Annotated in this window: 20 protein-coding genes; 15 read left to right on the forward strand and 5 right to left on the reverse strand. The window is 66.0% G+C overall.

From position 1 onward, the window contains the following. The first annotated feature begins 86 nt into the window (after positions 1–86). A complete protein-coding gene (ctaD, locus tag PV768_RS01135; protein WP_157238806.1) occupies positions 87–1841 on the forward strand; it encodes a cytochrome c oxidase subunit I in 1755 nt (584 codons plus the stop codon). Between the two features lie 19 nt (positions 1842–1860). Here the strand turns inward: ctaD and PV768_RS01140 are convergent, their stop codons facing one another. From PV768_RS01140 to PV768_RS01150, 3 genes are all read right to left on the reverse strand, one after another. After that, the gene (locus tag PV768_RS01140; protein ID WP_157238807.1) at positions 1861–2709 is read right to left on the reverse strand and encodes an esterase/lipase family protein; all 849 of its coding nucleotides are present in this window, start codon (positions 2707–2709) and stop codon (positions 1861–1863) included. A gap of 290 nt (positions 2710–2999) precedes the next feature. Further along, positions 3000–4271, reverse strand: a complete 1272-nt coding sequence (locus PV768_RS01145; RefSeq protein ID WP_421091999.1) for a plasmid pRiA4b ORF-3 family protein — start codon at positions 4269–4271, stop codon at positions 3000–3002. 141 nt (positions 4272–4412) lie between these two features. Beyond that, positions 4413–4616, reverse strand: a complete 204-nt coding sequence (locus PV768_RS01150; RefSeq protein WP_009372930.1) for a cold-shock protein — start codon at positions 4614–4616, stop codon at positions 4413–4415. A gap of 247 nt (positions 4617–4863) precedes the next feature. Between PV768_RS01150 and PV768_RS01155 the strand changes: the two genes are divergently transcribed. The 9 genes from PV768_RS01155 to PV768_RS01195 all read left to right on the forward strand — a co-directional run bounded on the left by PV768_RS01155 (position 4864) and on the right by PV768_RS01195 (position 15372). Then, positions 4864–6120, forward strand: coding sequence for a flavin-containing monooxygenase (locus PV768_RS01155; protein WP_421092000.1), 1257 nt, complete (start codon positions 4864–4866; stop codon positions 6118–6120). A gap of 54 nt (positions 6121–6174) precedes the next feature. Further along, positions 6175–6939, forward strand: a complete 765-nt coding sequence (locus PV768_RS01160; RefSeq protein WP_421092001.1) for an alpha/beta fold hydrolase — start codon at positions 6175–6177, stop codon at positions 6937–6939. Between the two features lie 85 nt (positions 6940–7024). Continuing rightward, entirely contained in the window at positions 7025–7336 is a 312-nt protein-coding gene (locus PV768_RS01165) for a type II toxin-antitoxin system VapC family toxin (RefSeq protein ID WP_421092018.1), read from the forward strand. A gap of 113 nt (positions 7337–7449) precedes the next feature. Then, complete coding sequence (locus tag PV768_RS01170; protein ID WP_421092002.1) at positions 7450–8892, forward strand: DUF3375 domain-containing protein; 1443 nt, start codon at positions 7450–7452, stop codon at positions 8890–8892. After that, positions 8889–9542, forward strand: a complete 654-nt coding sequence (locus PV768_RS01175; protein WP_421092003.1) for a DUF4194 domain-containing protein — start codon at positions 8889–8891, stop codon at positions 9540–9542. The genes PV768_RS01170 and PV768_RS01175 overlap by 4 nt, the downstream gene beginning before the upstream one ends. After that, entirely contained in the window at positions 9539–12976 is a 3438-nt protein-coding gene (locus tag PV768_RS01180; RefSeq protein ID WP_421092004.1) for an ATP-binding protein, read from the forward strand. The genes PV768_RS01175 and PV768_RS01180 overlap by 4 nt, the downstream gene beginning before the upstream one ends. A 28-nt stretch (positions 12977–13004) precedes the next feature. Next, on the forward strand, positions 13005–14237 hold the full coding sequence (locus PV768_RS01185) for a Wadjet anti-phage system protein JetD domain-containing protein (protein WP_421092005.1): 1233 nt from the start codon (positions 13005–13007) through the stop codon (positions 14235–14237). Between the two features lie 135 nt (positions 14238–14372). Beyond that, positions 14373–14651 (forward strand): DUF4190 domain-containing protein, encoded by a 279-nt coding sequence (locus PV768_RS01190; RefSeq protein WP_421092006.1) that lies wholly within the window; start codon positions 14373–14375, stop codon positions 14649–14651. 268 nt (positions 14652–14919) lie between these two features. After that, a complete protein-coding gene (locus tag PV768_RS01195) occupies positions 14920–15372 on the forward strand; it encodes a DUF4383 domain-containing protein (RefSeq protein WP_421092007.1) in 453 nt (150 codons plus the stop codon). A 102-nt stretch (positions 15373–15474) separates the two neighbouring features. Here the strand turns inward: PV768_RS01195 and PV768_RS01200 are convergent, their stop codons facing one another. Then, the gene (locus PV768_RS01200; RefSeq protein ID WP_421092008.1) at positions 15475–16143 is read right to left on the reverse strand and encodes a hypothetical protein; all 669 of its coding nucleotides are present in this window, start codon (positions 16141–16143) and stop codon (positions 15475–15477) included. Between the two features lie 183 nt (positions 16144–16326). On the opposite strand from PV768_RS01200, the gene PV768_RS01205 reads away from it, so the two are divergent. The 4 genes from PV768_RS01205 (at position 16327) to PV768_RS01220 (ending at position 19220) form a co-directional block, all read left to right on the forward strand. Further along, on the forward strand, positions 16327–16899 hold the full coding sequence (locus PV768_RS01205) for a hypothetical protein (protein WP_421092009.1): 573 nt from the start codon (positions 16327–16329) through the stop codon (positions 16897–16899). 137 nt (positions 16900–17036) lie between these two features. Beyond that, positions 17037–18080 (forward strand): C2 family cysteine protease, encoded by a 1044-nt coding sequence (locus PV768_RS01210; RefSeq protein WP_421092010.1) that lies wholly within the window; start codon positions 17037–17039, stop codon positions 18078–18080. 8 nt (positions 18081–18088) lie between these two features. After that, positions 18089–18346 carry a hypothetical protein gene (locus tag PV768_RS01215; RefSeq protein WP_321215648.1) on the forward strand — a complete coding sequence of 86 codons (258 nt, stop codon included), beginning with the start codon at positions 18089–18091 and terminating at the stop codon, positions 18344–18346. A gap of 148 nt (positions 18347–18494) precedes the next feature. Continuing rightward, complete coding sequence (locus tag PV768_RS01220; RefSeq protein WP_421092011.1) at positions 18495–19220, forward strand: hemerythrin domain-containing protein; 726 nt, start codon at positions 18495–18497, stop codon at positions 19218–19220. Positions 19221–19243: 23 nt separating this feature from the next. Here the strand turns inward: PV768_RS01220 and PV768_RS01225 are convergent, their stop codons facing one another. Next, positions 19244–19474, reverse strand: a complete 231-nt coding sequence (locus PV768_RS01225) for a hypothetical protein (protein WP_157238817.1) — start codon at positions 19472–19474, stop codon at positions 19244–19246. Positions 19475–19669: 195 nt separating this feature from the next. Between PV768_RS01225 and PV768_RS01230 the strand changes: the two genes are divergently transcribed. Further along, on the forward strand, positions 19670–20998 hold a 1329-nt coding region (locus PV768_RS01230), incomplete at its 3' end, for a S8 family peptidase (RefSeq protein WP_421092012.1).

Below are 20998 nucleotides of genomic sequence, written 5' to 3' on the forward strand. Positions count from 1 at the left end.
CGGACACCGCGATCCTGAGTAGCCTTCAAAGTAGGGCTTACGCAAGGGGCCTTCAGCGCCATCCAGGAGATCTGCGAGGTGGAACGATGACCACTACCGGACGTTCAGGTGAAGGGCTCGCCGCTACCGCTGCGCCGGCCGTGGTACCCCGGCGCAAGGGCAGCATCGTGGTCAACTGGCTCACCACCACGGACCACAAGACCATCGGGTACATGTACCTGATCACGTCCTTTGCGTTCTTCTGCATGGGCGGCGTGATGGCGCTGCTCATCCGGGCGGAACTGTTCGAGCCCGGCATGCAGGTGCTGCAGACGAAGGAGCAGTACAACCAGCTGTTCACCATGCACGGCATCATCATGCTGCTGATGTTTGCCACCCCGCTCTTCGCGGGCTTCGCGAACGTGATCATGCCGCTGCAGATCGGCGCGCCGGACGTCGCGTTCCCGCGGCTGAACGCGCTGGCATTCTGGTTCTTCCTCTTCGGTTCCACCATTGCGGTGTCCGGCTTCATCACCCCGCAGGGCGCGGCATCGTTTGGCTGGTTCGCTTACGCGCCGCTGTCCGATACCACCTTCAGTCCCGGCATCGGCGGGGACCTGTGGGTGTTCGGCCTGGCGCTGTCCGGTTTCGGCACCATCTTGGGTGCGGTCAACTTCATCACCACCATCATCTGCATGCGCGCCCCCGGCCTGACCATGTGGCGGATGCCGATCTTCACCTGGAATACCCTGGTGACGGCCATCCTGGTCATCATGGCCTTCCCGCCGCTGGCAGCAGCACTGTTCGCCCTCGGCGCGGACCGCCGCTTCGGAGCCCACATCTACGATCCGGAAAACGGCGGCGCCGTCCTCTGGCAGCACCTGTTCTGGTTCTTCGGCCACCCCGAGGTGTACATCATCGCGCTGCCGTTCTTCGGCATCGTTTCGGAGATCTTCCCGGTCTTCAGCCGCAAACCGATCTTCGGCTACAAGGGCCTGGTCTACGCCACCATCTCCATCGCCGCGCTGTCCATGACGGTGTGGGCACACCACATGTACGTCACCGGATCCGTGCTGCTGCCGTTCTTCGCGTTCATGACCATGCTGATCGCGGTCCCCACCGGCGTGAAGTTCTTCAACTGGATCGGCACCATGTGGGGCGGTTCGCTGACCTTCGAAACCCCGATGCTCTGGAGCATCGGCTTCCTGATCACCTTCCTGTTCGGCGGCCTGACCGGCATCATCCTGGCGTCCCCGCCGCTGGACTTCCACGTCTCGGACTCCTACTTCGTGGTGGCGCACTTCCACTACGTGGTGTTCGGCACCGTGGTGTTCGCGATGTTCGCCGGCTTCTACTTCTGGTGGCCCAAATTCACCGGCACCATGCTCAATGAACGCCTGGGCAAGATCCACTTCTGGATGCTGCTCGTTGGCTTCCACGGGACGTTCCTCATCCAGCACTGGCTGGGCGTCATGGGAATGCCCCGCCGGTATGCGGACTACCTGGTGGAGGACAACTTCACCTTGATGAACCAGTTCTCCACCTTCAGTTCCTTCCTGCTGGGCGCCTCCCTGATTCCGTTCTTCTGGAACGTCTACATCACCTGGCGGGCGGGCAAGAAGGTCACCGTGGACGATCCCTGGGGCTTCGGCGCCTCGCTGGAATGGGCCACGTCCTGCCCGCCGCCGCGGCACAACTTCACGTCCCTGCCCCGGATCCGTTCCGAGCGGCCGGCCCTGGACCTGCACCACCCAGAGATCCGGGTCCGCGAACATGAACCGGTCCACAGCGCGGCGGCGGCAGCCCTGGGCGCGGCGGACATCGGTGAAAAGGACGTTCGGGAGCCGAACCCGGACAAGTAGCGGGCGGGCCGGTCCGCTGCTAGATGCAGCTGGGCTGGTAGGCCGGATCCGCCGGCCCAGACGCCCTGCCCAGGGCATGGGCGACGATCTGGTGCACCACGGGGTCGTTCGGCGTCTGGTCGTGCTCAAACACATCCGCCGGGCACTTGTCCTGGATGGTGATGTTGGTGACCTGCCGCGCCGGGCCGGAGAGGAACTGGCTGTTGTAGGGAATCACCACTTCGTCGTAGACGGTGGAGATCACGGTGTAGGACGGTCCGGCCACGGTGTCACCGATGGAGTTCAGTTCCTGCATGAACGGCGAACCTGCCTGCTGGTCGGCGCAGGCAGCGCAGCCGAGAGCCGTGTAGTTCGGGTCGGCCACGACGTCCGGCGGCGGAAGGATCACGCCTTCCGTGCCGTGGTTCGAGGGGGCGATTCCGACGAGCTGGTTGACGTTCTTGGCGCCGCCGAGGAAGCCCATGTAGTAACGGGGCATCATGCCGCCCTGGCTGTGGCCCACGAGGTCCACCTTCTTTGCGCCGGTGGCTGCGCGGACAGCGTCGACAAACGGGGCGAGTTCCTTCGCGGAATCGGCTACCGGCGCGGTGGCGTAGACGCCGTTCGTCTCCCCGTAGTTGAGCGCAAAGACGCAGTACCCGGCGCTCTTGAGGTACGGCGAGAGGGTGGACCAGTTCTTTGCCATGCTTTCAAAGGTCCCGGGGACCAGGATGACAGGGTAGGGGTGCTCGGCGGACGGCTTGCAGGACCAGTCGTTGGCGCCGGGCGGGGATATTTCGACGACGTCAGCGTGGGCGGGTGCCGCGGCGAGGGAACCGGCGAGGACGGCGGTCGCGGCCAGGGACAGTGCCTTTTTGAGCAGTGACATAGAAACCTCTTCGTTTGCGTGTCAGCGGATGGGGCGGGCAGGAACCGGAGCCTGTGCTGCGGGCCAGGTTCCTCCCGGGGCTCTTCAAATGCTAGGCAGGACAGGGCGGCGGCGGCGGATTCTGCACAAACGTGCGGCCAGGACCGCCCGCCGTTTGCGCCGGGTGCGGCGGCGGATTTGAAGGGCACTCCACATCGTTGTTACTGGTCAGTAGCCAGATTGTGGCCCCGGACCGGCGGCGCATCACCGTGCACTGCCGCTGCACATCCGTGCACGGACAGCCGTGGCTGTCAGCTCGCAGGACCGCCCGGAGAATGCCGGTCAGCCTCCCTGACCGCCATGAAGAACTTCACGCCGCCGTCGGTCAGCATTTGCCGATGGAAAAGGTGGTCGCCGCGATCGAACACGCGCAGGCACATGAGGCTCCACAGCACACGCCGGTAGATGTCGGTGACCCACTCCCCGGGGATGCCGTGGCCGGACGGGGTAACGAACCCGGCGCCCTCCAGGGCCAGGCTGATCACATCCCTTTCAAGGAGCCGCGGCGGCGCAATGCCACTGAGGTACCAGTGTGTGTAGAGGCGCATGGCCAGCCGTACGGCGTCGTGCTTCGGACTGGCGATCACGTCCACCATGTAGTCCCACAAGTCGCCCGGCCGTTCGAGCGCCCGCCGGCCGCGGGGTGTGAGCACCAGCCTGCCTTTGAGCTTCCGTACCAGCTTCCACGCCAGGACATGCTCCCGGAGTTCACGGACCGGCAAGACATTCGCTTCACGGTTTCCCTTGCCCAGGACGGCTCCGTCCCAGCCGATTTCCTCCACGGCGCGCGCCACCAGGAAGGGTTTCAGGTACCCGTCCTTCGTCAGTTCCAGGCCATCACCCTCGGCATTCTCCAGGAACCAGCGCACGGGCTTCAGCACCGCATCGCGATCGCCGTCAGTGAGCGGCTGCGGCCACCACTGGAGGCTGAGGATCCGCAGCCGGCGGTTGGCAGCGTCCACGTCGAAGCGGGTGGCGTCGAACCTCTGGCCAAACTCCCCGGTGGTCTCGAAGACCCATCTCCCGGCATCGCCATGCTCCGGATGGTGCCGGTCCGCGAGGATGCGGACCAGGTTGGCATATCCCTCCGGCCCGCCGGAATCCTCCACGGGACCACGGTTGGCGCCGCCCAGGCACTGGAGCTCGCCGTACGCCAGTTCGGCCGGCCCGAGCAACTCCACCTGGTGAGTCCAGCCGTCGCCGAAGTCGTACTCGTACTCGCAGGCCGTGCCCGGCTTCCGGGGATCCAACAGGTCCGAAAGGACGACGGCGGAGGCCGCCTCTGCGCCCGAGTCCTCCGTTGCGCCGCGGGGCCCTGCAACCACGCGCTGGTTCCCGCGGGGATCTACGCACCTGACGGCGTAAACGTGGCGGTCCTCCCAGCCGAAGGCCGCCTGCACGGCAAGATGGAATTCTTCCACTGTCAGGGCGGCGGGAACCCGCAGTCGGCGCCAGATCTCTGGCTCGGTGTCCTCAATGCTGATGCGGAGTTCAAAGGCGGGGACGCGTGCGGCGGACTGCATAGGGCCATCTTTCCAGAGCCGCAGGAGGTCCTGCATCGCTGATCTGGCAGCACAGCCGGGTTAAGCAAAAGCAGGGCCGGTCAGCGACCGGCCCTGCTTTTTCAAAATTCGAAACCCGAAGGCCCCAGATTCCCTAATGGATTAGAGTGCCTGGATGTTGGTGGCCTGGGGACCCTTGGGGCCCTGCTCGGTGTCGAAGGAAACCTTCTGGTTCTCTTCGAGGGAGCGGAAGCCGTTGGAGTTGATCGCAGAGTAGTGTGCGAAAACATCCTGTGAAGAGTCATCGGGGGAAATGAAGCCGAAGCCCTTTTCAGCGTTAAACCATTTGACGGTACCAGTAGCCATTATTTTTGTCCTTCGTGAAGGTGGAGGGAAAGTCCCGACTTTCGGGCCCTCCGGTGTGGGGTGTTCAAAACCGCTACTTCAGAAGAACGCGGACTTTCGACCGCGCGTACTGCCTGAACTACCAACTGCATAAACACAACAACAGGAACAACATTACAGGAGATTTGGAGCAGCGCTTACCACGGCGCCCATCCGGGCATATCCTGCCAGCAGATCCAGTCCGCCTCCTGACCTGCGGGAGCAAACCATGGAGATACCGCAACGGGTGAACACCCTGGTGATCGGAGCCGGGCAGGCCGGCCTGGCCACCAGCTACTGGCTGGCGCGGCACGGCGTGGAGCACCAGGTGCTGGAGCGGCGGGATGCCCTGGGCGGGGCATGGCAGGACCGCTGGGATTCGTTCTACCTGAACACGCCCAACTTCTCCTTCATGTTGCCGGGCCTGACCTACGACGGTCCCGAGCCTGACGCTTTCCTTCCCCGTGACGCCGTCATCGGCCTGTTCCGTGATTATGCCCAGCGGATTGCCGCGCCGGTGCTGCTGGACACGGAAGCCACCCGGATCGGCCGGGCTGACGGCGGATTCAGCGTGGAAACCAACGGCGGGCAGTTCGCGGCACGGAACGTCGTGCTGGCCAACGGGGCCTTCCAGCTGCCGCGCATCCCGGCGGCGTCGGCCGGCCTTCCCCCGCATGTGCTCCAGCTGCACAGCCACGACTACCGCAATCCGCAGCAGCTGCCGGGCGGTGCCGTGCTGGTGGTGGGCACCGGACAGTCCGGCGGGCAGATCACCGAGGACCTGCTGGCGGCCGGCCGGGAGGTGCACCTGGCCGTCTCAACCTGCCCCGAGGCGCCGCGCCGGTACCGGGGCCAGGACGTCTTCCACTGGATCCTGCAGGTCAACCTGCACGGCCCCGAGTACGGCATCAACGGTTTCCAGGTGGACCAGCTCCCCTCCCCCGCGGCGCGTTTCCTGTGCAATCCGCTGGTTTCCGGCAACGACGGCGGCCACAGCATCCGAGTGCGGGACCTGGGCCGCCGCGGCGTCCGGCTCCACGGCCGCTTTGAGGGAATCGACGACGGCGTCCTCGCCTTCAGCGACGACCTCCCCGAACGCCTGGCGATGGTTGAGGCAGGGTTCGGCCAGCGCCTGAAGCTGATGGCGGACGCCTACATCGCGGCGGCCGGCATTGATGCGCCGGCCCCGGAAACGCCGCGGACCGATTCATGGCTCCCCCCGGAATCCGGGGCACGGCTGGACCTGGACGCGGAAGGCATCACGGCGGTCATCTGGGCCACCGGGTACGGCCTGGACTTCAGCTTCCTGGACATCCCCGTGCTGGACGAGTGGAACTACCCCCGGCACTCCCGGGGCGTCACGGACGTCACCGGCCTGTACGCCGTCGGACTGCCCTGGCTGACGAGGCACGCCTCGGCCACCCTGGCGCTGGTGGGCGACGACGCCAAATACGTGGCCGGCCACATCGCCGGCCTGGGCGGCTGAAGCCGTGCGGAAGCACCCCTTGCCAACGGCCGCCCCCGGCGTAGGGTTCCTTCCATGAAACCGATTCGGGTCATCCTGCTCCCGGGCTCCGTCCTCCCCGCCGATGAGGCCTACGGCCCGCTGATTGAAGCCCTGGGGCCCGATGTGCAGGCTGTCGCCAAGGACCTGGAGCTCTACGCGGACGACGCACCTCCCCCCGGCTGGAGCCTGGACACCGAGATTGACGGCGTGCTGCGGGAGGCGGATGCCCGGGGGTGGGACACCTTCCACCTTCTCGGGTACTCCGGCGGCGGCGCTGCTGCCCTGGCTTTTGCCGCAAAACATCCTGACAGGCTGCTCAGCCTGGCGCTGCTGGAACCCGCCTGGGCCGGGAACTGGGACTGGAGCCCTGCCCACACCGAACTCTGGAAACAGTACGAGCGGCTGGAAACGCTTCCGCCCGAGCAGTTCATGCCCGCCTTCATGAGGCTGGGAGTGAGGCACGACGTCGTCCTTCCGCCGCCGCCGCCCGGTCCCCCGCCGCCGTGGATGGCCAAACGGCCCGCGGGCATCAAGGCGTTCCTGCGGACCTTCATGAGCTACGACCTGGACAGGGCCCGTTTGGCCGCCTTTCAACCGCCCGTGTTCTTCGCACTGGGGGGCCTTAGCAACCCCGACGACTACGGCGAGATTGCCGCCCGGCTGGCACGGGTGTTCTTCCCCGACTTCCATCTGGAGGTGTTCCCCAAGCGCCACCACTTCGATCCTCCCCACCGGATCGAGCCCAAGCGTCTGGCTGAGTTGCTCCGGCGGCACTGGGAGAAGGCGGAAACAGGCTGATACTTATCGTCGAACCCTTCCTGTTGCTGCTGCTGTCCTTAAGCTGGTAATCGCCGAAGGCGAATCAGCGGGGACTGCTGACTTCCTGTCGGAGGCGGCCTCACAAGGGGACAAACTGGCCGCCTCCATGCTCCTCTACAGTGAGCTTCACTGCGCGGGACGCCGCCGTGGAATACCGGGCGAACTCATCAACACAGCACTCAGCGGGATCAACCTTGTGGACGTTTCACGTTCGGACCTCATGTATGCGGCAGCGCTGCCCGGCAAGCTGCGGAGTGCCGATGCCATCCACCTGGCCACCGCAATCCGGCTGCAGGCGGATGTCCTGGTCGCCTACGATGCGGAACTACTCGCAGCAGCGGTAGAGGCAGGCCTCGCCGTCCAATCACCCGGGTGAGGGCACCTGCGCTTCATCCGGAAGACATCCTGTTCGCGCCGCCGAAAATTGTCGGAGGTAACGTGTAGCTTGGGCTCATTGGTCCTCGCCCGCCTGCCCAATCCAAGGACGCCATGGATTTCTACGCCATCAACAACCTGCGTGAGAGCCACGCGGGGTGGTCCCTGCTCCGCGCGCAGAATGCGCCCCTGGCTATCTCCTTGTTCATGAAGGCGTTCACCGGCCCGAACCAGCGGGACATTGGCCGGCAGGAGCTGATCGACCACCTCGATGACATCCTTTTCGGCCTCCGGGACGTCTACGGCGAGGACAAGTTCCCGCGTCCTGCCGGCGAGTACCTGGACGACTGGGCTGCCACGGAGAAGGCCTGGCTGCGCAAATATTATGTTCCCGGCCAGGATGAGCCGCACTACGACCTCACCCCTGCCGCGGAGGACGTAGTCCGGTGGGTGGAGAACCTGCGGGGCAGGGACTTCGTAGCCACCCAGTCCCGGCTGACCAGCATCTTCGCGGTCCTCAAGGCTCTGGTCCAGCAGTCGGAAACCGATCCCGAGGTCCGTCTCGCCGAGCTCCAGCGGCAGCGGGACGGGATCGACGCCGAGATGCAGCGGATCAGGGACGGCAACGTCAGGGTGATGACCGCCCCGGAGGCGCTGGACCACTTCCAGCAGCTGACCACCCTCGCCAAGGACCTGCTCGCCGACTTCCGCGAGGTTGAACAGAACTTCCGGAAGCTTGACCGCCGGGTCCGGGAACAGATTGCCACCTGGGACGGCACCCAGGGCGAGCTCCTGGAAACCATCTTCGCCAACCAGCAGGGCATCAGCAGCTCGCTCCAGGGCCGCACCTTCCAGGGGTTCTGGGACTACCTCATGTCCCCCCAGCTGCGGACCGAACTGCAGGACCTGCTGCAGCGGGCCACTGAGATCGAGGCTCTCTCTGGAGTCGAGGACCTGCAGGCGGTGACCAGGCTGCACCAGGACTGGCTGCCCGCCGTCGACCAGACCCAGGCAACGGTGCGCCAGCTGTCGGAGCAGATGCGCCGGCTCCTCGACGACAAAGTCTTCCTGGAAAACAAACGAATCATGCGGCTGGTCCGCAGCATCGAAGCCGGCGCGTTGGGCACCCGGGAGGCGCCGCCGTCGGGAGTGTTCATGGACATCGCCGCCCAGTCCGTGGAGGTCGCGCTGCCTTTCGAACGGCCGCTTTATGAGCCCGGCCGCAAGGTAACGGTGGACGACGCCGTCCTTGCCGCCGATGATACGGAGGTGGACGCGGGTGCCCTGTTCAGCCAGTTCCATGTGGACAAGGAGCGCTTGAAGGCCAATGTGGACGCCGTCCTGGCGGACGCCGAACAGGCTACCCTCATAGAGGTCACGCAGGCCTATCCGTTGCAGCAGGGGCTCGCCGAGATTGTTGCCTACTACCAGCTGGCCAGCGAATCGGAATGGGCCAGCATCCACGATGACGTCCCCCAGCAGTTGCAGTGGCACCTTCCGGACGGCGGCATCCGGGAAGCCACCATCGACCAGATCATTTTTGTGAGGCCGGCATGAACCCTTCCGAAACAACCACGGAAAACGCAGCCCGCACGCCCGAGGAACTGCCCGGCGTGGTCACCCGCCTGTTCCGCGGCGTCCTGTACGCCGAGTCGGACGAGAAGGTGTGGCAAGCACTGCTCGCCCTGGAATCTCAGGCCCGCGACTACGTGGCCGTGCTCGGGCTGGACCTGATCCTGGACGAATCCGAAGGCTACGCCTTCCTCCGGTCCAGGGAAGATCCGGAGGGCAACCTCCCCCGGCTCATTCCGCGCCGGAGGCTCACCTTCGATGTCAGCCTTCTGCTGGCGCTCCTCCGGGGCCGCATGCTCGAGTTCGACACCAACAGCAGCGAGCTCCGGCTCATAATGACGGAGCAGGAGATCGCGGACATGGTGGCCGTGTTCCTGCCCGAGTCCAGCAACCAGGCGAAAATCCTGGACCGGCTGGGCGCCAACATCAAGAAGGTGGTGGAGCTTGGCTTCCTGCGCAGGCTCCGCGGACAGGCCGATACGTACGAGGTAGCCCGGATCCTGAAGGCGTATGTCGATGCCCAGTGGCTGGAGGAATTCGATGCGCGGCTGGCGGACTACCGTGCGTCCTTGGACGGTTCCGTGCCAGCCTCCGGCGCCAGCGAACGTGATGCCAAGGAAGAGGAGCTCCCGTGACCGCCGACCTGCAGGACAGCCTGTTCAGCCTGGAGCACCCGGCACAGGCGGAGGGAGGGGACACCGCGGACGACGCCGGCACTCCCCCGGGGTACCGGCTGCACCGCCTCGAGCTGCTCAACTGGGGCACGTTCCACCGGGGTGTGCGCACCTTCCGGCTGGACGGCGCCAACAGCCTCCTCACCGGCGACATCGGGTCCGGCAAGTCCACGGTGGTGGACGCGATCACCACGCTCCTGCTGCCGGCCAACAAGATCGAGTACAACAAGGCCGCGGGCGCGCAGAAGAAGGAACGCAGCCTGATGTCCTACGTGCGGGGCTACCACAAGAGCACGCGCAGCACCGGCGGCGAGAACTCCAAGCCGGTCTCCCTGCGCGGAACAGGCGCGCTCACCGTGGTGCTCGCCGTCTTCCACAACGCGGTACTAGACAAGTCCGTCACGCTCGCGGTCACGCTCTGGGCCGTCCAGGAAGCGGGCCAGCCCCAGCGCTTCTACTCCCTCGCGGAGGCGGACCAGTCCATCACCGCGGATTTCTCCAACTTCGGCCAGGACCCTTTCAAGCTGAAGAAGAAACTCAAGGCGGCCGGCGCAACAGTGCACGACACGTTCGAGCCCTATTCCGCGGCCTTCAAACGGCAGTTCGGCATCAGCGGTAACCAGGCGATGGAGCTGTTCCACCGGACCGTGTCCATGAAGCAGGTGGAAAATATCACGTCCTTTGTCCGCACCAACATGCTGGACGAGGACGACGTCGAAAGCCGGATCGGCAACCTTATCCACCACTTCGACGACCTCAAAAAGGCCCACGGCGCCGTGCTGCGTGCCAAGGACCAGATCGTCCTGCTCACTCCCATCCGCGAGGGCGCGGCCAAACACGCGCAGCTCACGCTCGAGGACGAAACGGCACGGGCGCAGCGGGACCAGCTCCATCCGTGGTTCACCAACCAGAAGCTGATCCTGAGCCTGGAGCATGAGGCGGAACTGGAGAGCACCGGGCAGCGCCTCCGCGAGGACAACGCCGCCGCCAGCGGCCGCATCACGGAACTGCGGCACGAGCTCAGCGCGGTGGCGGAGGACATCCGAACCAACGGCGGCGGCCGGCTGGCTGCAATCGACGCGGACATCGCCCGGCTGGGCAAAGAAAGCTCCAGCCAGCGGGCCCGGTACCGGAACTATGCGGCGGCCGCTGCGGAGCTGGGCCTGCGGGCACCTGAGGACAGGGTCCTGTTCGACGCCAACCGGGACGGGCTGTCCGGCGTTGAGGCGGGGCTGGCGGAGCAGAACAGGGACCTGCAGGAGCAACGGACCGAGCTGACCATGACGCGTACGGTCCTCAACGGCCGCGCCGGCGACATCACGGCAGAACTGACCAGCCTGCAGTCCCGCCGGAACCTGTTGCCGCTTGACCAGGTGGGCATCCGCCGTCGCCTCTGCGAAGGGACCGGAGTGCCGGAGAAGGCGCTGCCTTTCGCCGGTGAGCTGCTCCGAGTCCGCGACGGCGAGGCGGCCTGGGAAGGTGCGGCGGAACGGACCCTGCGCGGCCTGGCGCTGTCCCTGCTGGTGCCGGCAGAGCACTACGCGGCCGTCAGCAGCTGGGTAAACGCGAACAACCTCAAGGGCAAGCTGGTCTACCTGAAGGTGGGTGGCACGTACTCCGCGCGGAGCGCCGGGCCCGGGACGCTGGCCGCAAAGATCGCCATCAAACAGGGCACGCCGTTCCGCGACTTCCTGCTGGAGGAACTGGCAGGCCGCTTCGACTACGTCTGCTGTGACACCTTGGAGGACTTCCGCCGGTTTCCCAAGGCCCTCACCGCCAACGGCCAGCTCAAGGGCGGCCGCGGCAGGCACGAGAAGGATGACCGGAAGGACCTCGCGGACCGGCGCAACTATGTGCTGGGCTGGGACAACCAGGACAAGGTCAACCGGTTCCTGGCCGAACTGGAGGAGGCGAAGGGCCAGCTCCAGGTGGCCGCCACGCAGTTGGCCAAAGTCGATGGGCTGTTGGGCGATCTCGGGCGGAAGAACCAGCAGCTGGGAACCGTGCGGTCCATCGCCGATTTCGGTGAGATCAACTGGGAAGCTACTGCCAGGCGGATTGAGGAGCTCAAGGAGGAACGGCGGGCACTGGAGTCTGCCAGTAACGTCCTGCAGGAGCTGGCGGCCAGGGAGGCCGCCCTGAAGCTGGACCTGCAGAAGCTCGAGGAGCGGGCCGGCAAGATCCAACAGCGCATGGGAGAGAACAAAAAGGACGCAGAGAACCTCGCGGAGGCCATCGCCGAGTGCCGTTCCGTGCTGGCCGAGCAGCCGTTGACGGACGACGCCGGGCTGCTGGCTTCCGTGGCCGGCCTCGCCGCAGCGGCGCCCGGGGAGAAAGTCCTCACCTACAGGAATACGGTGGCCGTGGAGAGCGCGGTGCGGCAGGGCCTGACGGCAACCATTGACGCGCTGTCCAAGCGGCTGGCGACTGCGGAGGCCGGCACGGTGCGGCTGATGGCCGACTTCCGGAACAAGTACCCCACCGAGACCACGGAGATCGACGCGTCGCTGGACGCGGCGGGCGACTACGAACGGCTGCTGGACCAGCTGGAGAAGAATGACCTGCCCAAATTCGAGGCGCACTTCAAGGAGTCACTGAACCAGAACACCATCCACGAGGTGGTGGCGTTCAACGCTTTCCTGGACGGCCGCCGGCAGGACATCATCAGCCGCATCAACAAGATCAACGAATCCCTGGCCACGATTGAGTACAACCGTGGGCGGCACATCCAGCTGGAGCACCAGAACAGCACGGACCTGGACGTGCGGCAGTTCGGGGCGGACCTGCGGGCCTGTTCGGAAGGCACCATCGGGGACGAGGAGCAGTACTCCGAACAGAAGTACCTGCAGGTGGAGCGGCTGATCGAGCGCTTCCGCGGCCGCGACGGCTTCACTGCGCTGGACGAGCGCTGGACGGCCAAGGTCACGGACGTGCGGAACTGGTTCACGTTCTCGGCGTCGGAAAAGTGGACCGAAACCGGTGAGGAGTTCGAGCATTTCACCGATTCCGGCGGCAAGTCGGGCGGCCAGAAGGAGAAGCTCGCCTACACCATCCTGGCCGCGGCGCTGGCATTCCAGTTCGGGCTGGGAGCCGGGCAGGGCGCCACCGCGGCGGCGGGCGCCGGCAGGACCGCGGGCAGGGGCCGCAGCTTCCGGTTTGTGGTGATCGACGAGGCCTTCGGCCGCGGATCGGACGAGTCGGCGCGGTACGGCCTGGAGCTGTTCCAGCGGATGAAACTGCAGTTGCTGATCGTCACTCCCCTGCAGAAGATCCACGTGATCGAACCTTTCGTGGCACACGTGGGCTTCGTCGCCAACACTAACGGCAACGATTCGCAGCTGCGGAACATGACCATCCAGGAGTACCGGGACGAACGGGACCGGCGTGCAGGCTGAGCCCGGCGGCAGCCAAGGCTGGACCACCGTGGCTGACCTTCGGGCCCTGTCACTGAAGGCGTGGAACAACGGGTCACTGCTGCGCGAACTGCTGGAGCCCAGCGGAACCTACCCCCGCCGTCGTTCCCTAAAGCGTCCGACGGCGGCGGCCCTCCTGCGTGATTACGCGGCGGCCCGCACGTGGGCAGGCGAGCTGTTTGCCGCCGTCGGGCCGTTCAGCCTGGAGACGGCCGAGGTGGGCCGCAACACCATTGGATCCAACCAGCTGCCGGCTGCGGCTGTTTTTGCTTCGGCCGCGGATGAGGTTGCCTTTGCCGGCCGGTCACGGGAGGCCTCGCGATTCGTCGAGCTGGCCGCGGGCCTGTCCGGGCTCAATGCGGCTTTCCGGGGCTGGGCGCTGCGGCGGCCGTTGAAACTGCTTGAGCTTGGGGCTGATGTCCTCACCGCGGCGCGCGTTGCCTTGTGGCTGCGGGACAACCCTGAACCCGGGATTTTCGTTCGGCAGCTGGGCCTGCCCGGTGTGCACACCAAGTTCATCGAGCACCACCGGAAGGTGATTGACGAGCTGCTGGAGGTGTTTGCTGCGGATGCTGCCGGCCGGGATGCGGAGGGCAAGGAGGAATTGGCTGATGTTCAGGCGGAGCCCGGATCTCTCCTGGGGCAGCCGGGCGCGCGGACTCCGGCGGCCAGGTTTGCTGCCCGGCACGGATTCCTGCACCCGCCGGAACTGGTGCGGTTCCGTTCCCTGGACCCTGGCCTGCCGCTGCTGGGCGCTGCACGTGACGTGACAGTGACTGCTGACGCGTTCAGCACCCTACGGCTGCCGGCCAGGCGGGTCCTGGTCACCGAGAACCTGGTGAATTTCCTGGCCTTTCCTGATCGTGCCGGGACCGTGGCGATCTACGGGGGCGGTTATGGCTTCTCTTCCCTGCGTGAGGCCGCATGGCTGCGGGACTGTGAGGTCCTGTACTGGGGCGACCTGGACACGCACGGTTTCCAGATCCTGGACCAGCTCCGGGCGGTCCACCCGCACGTCGTGAGCGTGCTGATGGATGAGGCCACCCTGCTGGCCCACCGGGATGTGTGGGGCAGCGAACCATCGCCGTCCCGCGCTGTTCTGGGGCGGCTGACCGATGAAGAGTCGGAACTGTATGACGCACTCCGCAGTGACGCTTACGGCCCCGGCATTCGGCTGGAGCAGGAGCTGATCCGCTGGGATTGGGCGCTGGCGCAATTAGGCATTGCTAAACCCGGTGATTGAGGTTGGCACAGTGTCCGGAGGAATTCTTTCGCCTCAACCGTCCTTACTGCCCGGAATATTGATACTTTTTGATTGCCGCTCCGCAATACGCGGGCCGGGGGGACCCATCGTTTTCGGATTCGAAAGGCAACACTCATGAGCACACCTCAGTACCAGCCGCAGTACCAGGGCTACCCGCAGCCAACCATGCAGGCCAAGACCAACACGCTGGCCATTGCAGCGCTGATCTCGTCGTTCTTCGTCAGCCTGCTCGGCATCATCCTGGGGCACATCGCCCTGAACCAGATCAAGACCACCGGTGAAGGCGGCCGCGGCCTGGCAATCGCCGCACTGGTGATCGGCTACTTGTCGCTGGCGCTGGCCGTCGTCATCATCATCGTCGTCTTCGCGTCGGCTGCCGCTTACCAGGGCTGACCGCAGAGCAGGAGACCCGTGCCCGGACATTCCGGACACGGGTCTCCTTTATTGCCCGCTTACGGCAAACTTCCGGCAATACGTTGACGCGGCCGTGGCCGTATTGGCCCCGCCATCACCACCCGGACAGCGCCTGCGGGTAAATCTTTTTTAGCGCGCACCCATCCTTAATGCGATTCAGCCCGAATTGCTGGCATAACCCTTTGGGCAGGCAGATAAAAATAGCCGGCTAAACCCATAAACCCATATCGCATTCAGGAGAAACACCATGGCAACACACACGAGCACTGGCATTGCAGCCCGCACCAACGTGCAAAAGGCTTCACTGGCCGTGGGCGCAGTCTTCCTGCTGGTCGGAATTCTGGGATTCGTTCCGGGCATCACGGCCAACTTCGAACAGCTGCACTTCGCCGGCAGCCATTCCGAGGCCATGCTGCTGGGCCTCTTCCAGGTCTCGGCCCTGCACAATATCGTCCACCTGCTCTTCGGCGCAGCCGGCATCGCCCTGGCCCGAACCGCCGGCGGAGCCCGTTCCTTCCTGCTCTACGGCGGCATCATCTACCTGGTCCTCTTCGTCTACGGCCTGGTGGTCCCCCAGGACTCCGCCGGCAACTTCGTCCCGCTGAACAGCTTCGACAACGTCCTGCACCTGCTGCTCGGCGTCGGCATGGTGGCCCTGGCCCTGGTGCTCACCAAGGGGCACAGCAAGGCCCGCGCTTAACGGCAGTTTCCGGCGGCAGCCCCGCCTGACACCAACACGGCAATGCCCCCGTCCGCAGCCTCCCGCTGGGGCCGGGGGCATTGCCGTCCGCGCTCCCGGGCGCTACTTGAGGTTGAGCACCTCGTCGATGGGGCGGCCGTTGACGAACACCTGGGCGCCCGTGGCCCCGGACGCCGCCATGGCGGTGTACTCCAGCTGGCCTTTCGCGCGCGGGATGTCGCACACGCCGCCCAGCATGAACTGCCCCGTGAGCCAGATGGTGATCGTGCTGCCCTTCAGCTCACCGCCCACGTAGCTGAGGTTCGACTGGTACAGGACGTTCACCAGCCCCGACATGCCGACGTCGCGGCTCTTGTTCGCCAGCAGCGCGCCGATGCTGGGGCCCACCTGGTCGGTGAAGCGCATGGGAGCGGTGGTGGTTGCGACGAGGCTGTCGCCGCAGCCGATCCTGGGCCCGGAGACGCCGTTGTCGTCCACCGCCACGTAGTAGATGGTCAGCGGTGCCACCTGTTCCGGGAGTCCGGTAGGGCCTGGTTCCGCCGTCGCCGGCGGGCTCGCGGGAACGGACGACGGCGGCGCTGTCGCCGTGGGGGACGCGGTCACCGGCGCGCTGGTCTGCGAGGTGGGGCTCGCCGTCGCGCTTGAAGCGGAGGGGCTCGGGGAGGCGGAGGTGCTGGTAGGCGCCGGGGACGGCGGGCCAAAACAGCCTGTGAGCATGAAAAGCGCGGAGAACCCCAGAACGCTGAGTGCCGACAGCCTCGGCCTGGCCATGTTGCCCCCTTGGGTGTGGACCCCGGTTTTTCGGGGAGCCACTTTCAAGCTACGCCTGAGGCTTTACCGTGGAACAGGGACTTAGGTCCGGGCCAGCGCGGAACGGCCGGCACAGGGTTGTTGTGCCCATCGCCGGCTGCCGTGAAAGTGTGGAAGCATTCGGTGGGGCCGTTCCAGGTGCCCATGACAGCAGTTGGGGGCAAAATGGCGGATCGGGCACAATCACGGCGGCACCTGCTGGCATCTGGTTTGATCCTGGGTACGCTTGCCGCGGCCGGCTGCGCGGCCCCCGACGGACCTGCCACCAAGACAAGCAGCGCCCCGCCGGTCACCAGCGCACCGGCATCCGTCGCGGACACTTTCCCCAGGTATGACTCCCTGCGGGCAGAGCTGATCGCCGCCCTGGAAGAGAAGCTGCCCGGCATCACCTGGGCCCGGGACAAGCCGGCCGCCCTGTCGCGGTTGGACGACGGCCGGTGCATGCTGTACCCGCAGACGATGAAAAGCAGTGCGGACGTGGTGGAACCCTCGAACCATTTCGCAGACATTTTCTCCGCCGGCGACCCCGTCCTGGCCAGGCACGGCTTCCCTGCCTTTGGCGGGACAGACGATGTCCCTGGCGGCTGGGTGGTGGCGCGCAGCACTGATGCGGCCGGCGCCACCCTGACCATCGAGTCGAAGAGCCCGGCCTACCTGCGCATCAGCGTGCCGGTGAACTCCGCGACCTGCGATCCGGCCGAGCTTCCCCAGAGCTGAGGGAAGTTCTGCCCATCGCACCAGTGGCCGCAGCAGGCCTAGGATGGCGCTGGTACGGCGTCGAAACGAGGGGGGACGGACGAATGCCCGGGTTTTACGGCGCAGACATTAAACAGTTAAGGGCGCTGGCCAAGTCGATGTCCCAGCAGTCCGAAAAGATGGCCTCGCTGTCCGCGGAACTGGGCCACCTGCTTTCCAGCGTTCGCTGGGACGGGCGTGACGCCACGGTGTTCCGTGCGGCTTGGGATGCCGGGCACGGGCCCATCCTGAAGCGTGTGGCGGCGGACCTGCAGAGCCAGGCGCAGGACTTGTTTCGCGACGCGGACGAGCAGGCAAGGGCCAGTGCCGGTACAGGCGGAGGCGCGGCGAAACCTGATGGTTCAGGGACGCCGGACTCCAACCCTCCCGGGGACCCGGGGCCGCTGGACCCCGACCACCCCGACGTGGATGTGCCGGGCGATGTCCGCGAGGATCCGGATGCCGGCGATCCGGCCGACATCAGGCAGGGACAGATCGGTGACTGCTGGCTCCTGGCGGGGATGGGGTCGGTGGCCCAGATGCTTGAACGTGAAGGCAAGGTTGATGAGTTCCTGGCTGAACACCTGCGGCCGGTGGGTGATCCGCCCACGCACTGGGTGGTGACCCTGTACCAGGACGGCGAGCCCGTGGAGGTAACGGTTGAGGCCAAGTCCACCGAGGGCGGCGTCAGGGGTGCCGACGGTGCGCCCAACTGGCTGTCCATCTACGAACGCGCTGCCGCGGAACAGCGTGGCGGTTCGTACGAGGATATCGACGGAGGGTTCAGCGATGAGGCCATGGAGCTGATGACCGGCAAGTCCGCTGACCGGGACGGCGAGATGGACCTGGCGGGAATCGAGGACAAGCTCGGTGAGGGCCAGGCGGTGTCCGTGGGCAGCCAGGACGTCAAGGACGATGACTTCGACTGGTTCTGGGAGTCCGATGAGGTCAGCCGCACCGATGTGGTGCCCAACCATGCGTACATTGTGGTGGATGTGAAAACCAACGGTGACGGTGAAAAGGTGGTGGTCCTGGCCAACCCGTGGGGACCGTCGGGCGGCTACATGGCGGGCGATGACGACCAGAAGTCGGGCACCTTGGAATTGACCGAAGACGAGTACAAGGAAAACTTTGACTCGGTGTACTCAGTGGATCTGAAGTGAGGATGGCCGTGGAAGAGCTTGTTACAGTCCGGCAGGGCATGCAGCCCAACTTCGGCGGTGTGCTCGTGGGAATCGTGAAGATCGGGTTCACCGGCGGAGCCCCTGCCATCCAGGTCTGGATCCGCGCCGGAGGGCAGGAACGCAAGCAGGCTTTCCGTGAAGGGCAGTCGGTGGCCCTGCCGGGCGCGGGCACCCTCCGGTTCGATTCCATCCGGCCTGCTGACGGGGAGCGCACAGCGTCGGCGGACCTCACCTACTCCGCCTGAGCACAGCCGCCCGGGCGGAAACTGTCAGTAGGGTCCAAGGCCCGCCGCAGAGCCCCTTCCCCGCCATTGTGGCGGCGGCAGGGCGGGCGATACGATGCTCCCGGGGAGAGGTCCTGGTCTCGCGTGAGCACCGTTAGGGGACCATCCAGTGACCGACTTCTTCACCATGCAGCCCGGCGAAACCGCAGCACCCCTGCCGCCGGGGCCGGTCCTCTGCACCGGGACTGCGGCAATGCGGCGCATCCACCGTTTTTTCCTCTGGGCTTACGACGAGGCACCCGGCCTGGTGCGGTCCGTGGCGCCCGGCGATACCGGCCGGGCCGCGTACGTGGGTGAGGTGCTCGGCAACTTCGACAAGGTGCTCCACGTCCACCATGAGGGTGAAGACCTGCTCATGTACCCGCAGCTGGCGGAACGGGCACCGGCCTGCGCCCTGCACGTGGGGCTGATGCTCGAGCAGCACAGGCAGGTCACGCAGCGGCTTGAGGGCATTGAACCTGTCCGCCTGCGCTGGATGCAGAAGGCGGACGCGGAGGCGGGCGAGGAACTCGCCGGCCTTTACGAGGAGCTCTCGTCCGTCCTCAAGGTGCACCTGCGGCGCGAGGTCACCGAGGTGATGCCCGTCGTGGACCGGGTGATGGACCAGAAGGAGATGGAAGGGGTGGGCCAGCACGGGATCGAGCAGTTCGACAAGAAGTTCATGGTGGCCTACCTCGGCATGGTGCTGGCCACCAATCCTCCCCAGGACCGGAAGGAACTGTTCAGGGAGATTCCACTGCCGGTCCGGCTTGCCTACCGCCTGGTCGGGCGCCGGATGTACCGCCGGCAGTATGCCACGCTCTTCCCTGGGCGCCCGATTCCCGAGACGCTCTGAAAGACAGCCATGGTGTTCCTCCGCTAATCGGCTTCCTCATCGTTTGCGGTGGTCTCGACCCAGTCGATGGCCTCGTCAGGGAAATAGTGCCCCGGGGTTTCGCCCTGGCCGGCCCACCATGAATCGTCGCCGGCCGGTCCGCCGGCCTGGGCAATTTCGGCCACCACTGCCGGGGGCACCACGTCGCCGTTGTTCTCGATCAGCCACTCCTGCGTGGATGGCTGCAGCTTTGCCCACCACTGTTCGATGCCCATGACTGAAGTCTCCCACGCCAGCAGGACTCTGGAAGGGCCCGGTGAGGTTAAATTTGGCGGCTTTGGCGGCGGACGCGGCCGGGGCTGCTCCTGTAAACTCCTTACGGCCACAACGTACGGTTTCCTGAGCGGAGTCCAAGCGTCGGGAAAGGCCCCGGGCTCAGCCGGTGTACAGGGGGAAGCAGATTCATGCCATTGTCGAAACGACTCTTGGGCGCGTTTGGCGCCTTTGTGCTGGCGGCCGCTGTTCTGCCTGCAGCCGCGCCGGCTGTTGCGGCACCCTCTGCGGCCGCGTTCGAGCCGCAAAGTCCCGGCGGCAGCGAACGGTACCTGGTCAGCTTCGCCCCGGGCGCCGACGTCGCCAAAGAGGCCCAGGGCCTACGCTCCCAAGGCGTGGCCGTAGGAAAAACCTTCTCTGCCGCGGTACGGGGTGCAGTCATCACAGCCACCCCGGGGCAGGCGGCTGCCCTCGCCCGTTCACCCCGGATCTCCGCCATCGCCCCGGATGCGCCCGTTTCCCTGTCCGAGACCCAGCAGTCGCCGCCATGGGGGTTGGACAGGATCGACCAAAAGGCGCTCCCGCTCTCCGGCACCTTCGCGCCGCCGTCCTCCGGGGCCGGCGTCAACGCCTACGTCATCGATACCGGCGTGTTCGCCGCACACACTGATTTTGGCGGACGGGTGACTGCGGGCTGGACCGCCGTTGCTGACGGCCTGGGCAGCGGTGACTGCAACGGCCACGGCACGCACGTGGCCGGCACCATCGCCGGGAAAACGTTCGGAGTGGCGAAGGCAGCCACCATCGTTCCGGTCCGTGTCCTCGACTGCCAAGGCTCCGGCTACGATTCGGACGTCGTCGCCGGTCTTGACTGGATAGCCTCCCACCATGCCGCGGGCACACCCGCCGTCGCCAACCTCAGCCTTGGCAGCGGCGCCAACAGCGTGGTGGACGCGGCCGTCCGCGGAGTCATTAGCGACGGCGTCACAACAGTTGTAGCTGCCGGCAACACCTCGATAGATGCCTGCACCCGGTCACCGGCACGGGTGCCCGAGGCGCTGACTGTCGCAGCCAGCGATTCCTCGGACCGCCAGGCATGGTTTTCAAACTATGGAAGCTGTGTTGACCTGTATGCGCCCGGCGTCGGCATCCTGTCGGCCGGGCACACCTCGACGACGGCTACGGCCACTTTGAACGGCACGTCCATGGCGGCCCCGCACGTTGCGGGTGCAGCTGCGGTTGCCCTGTCCCAGAACCCCGGGCAGACGCCGGCCGGGATCTCCGCCGAACTGACTTCAGCCGCCGCCGCGGGTGTTATCACCGGCGCGTCACCGGGCACCCCCAACCGTCTGGTCAACACGGGGCGTGAGGCGTGGCTGCCGGCTCCTGTCGTGGCAGAACGGGACTTTACCGGAGACGGCCTGCCCGACCTGCTGGCCAGGGACACCAACGGCACCCTCTGGACCTACCCCGGCACCGGCAACGGCCTCTTCGGCTGGCGCATCAAAGTCGGCGACGGCTGGAAC

Origin of the sequence: Pseudarthrobacter sp. CC4, from assembly GCF_048957775.1 — a bacterium.
Taxonomy (GTDB): domain Bacteria; phylum Actinomycetota; class Actinomycetes; order Actinomycetales; family Micrococcaceae; genus Arthrobacter.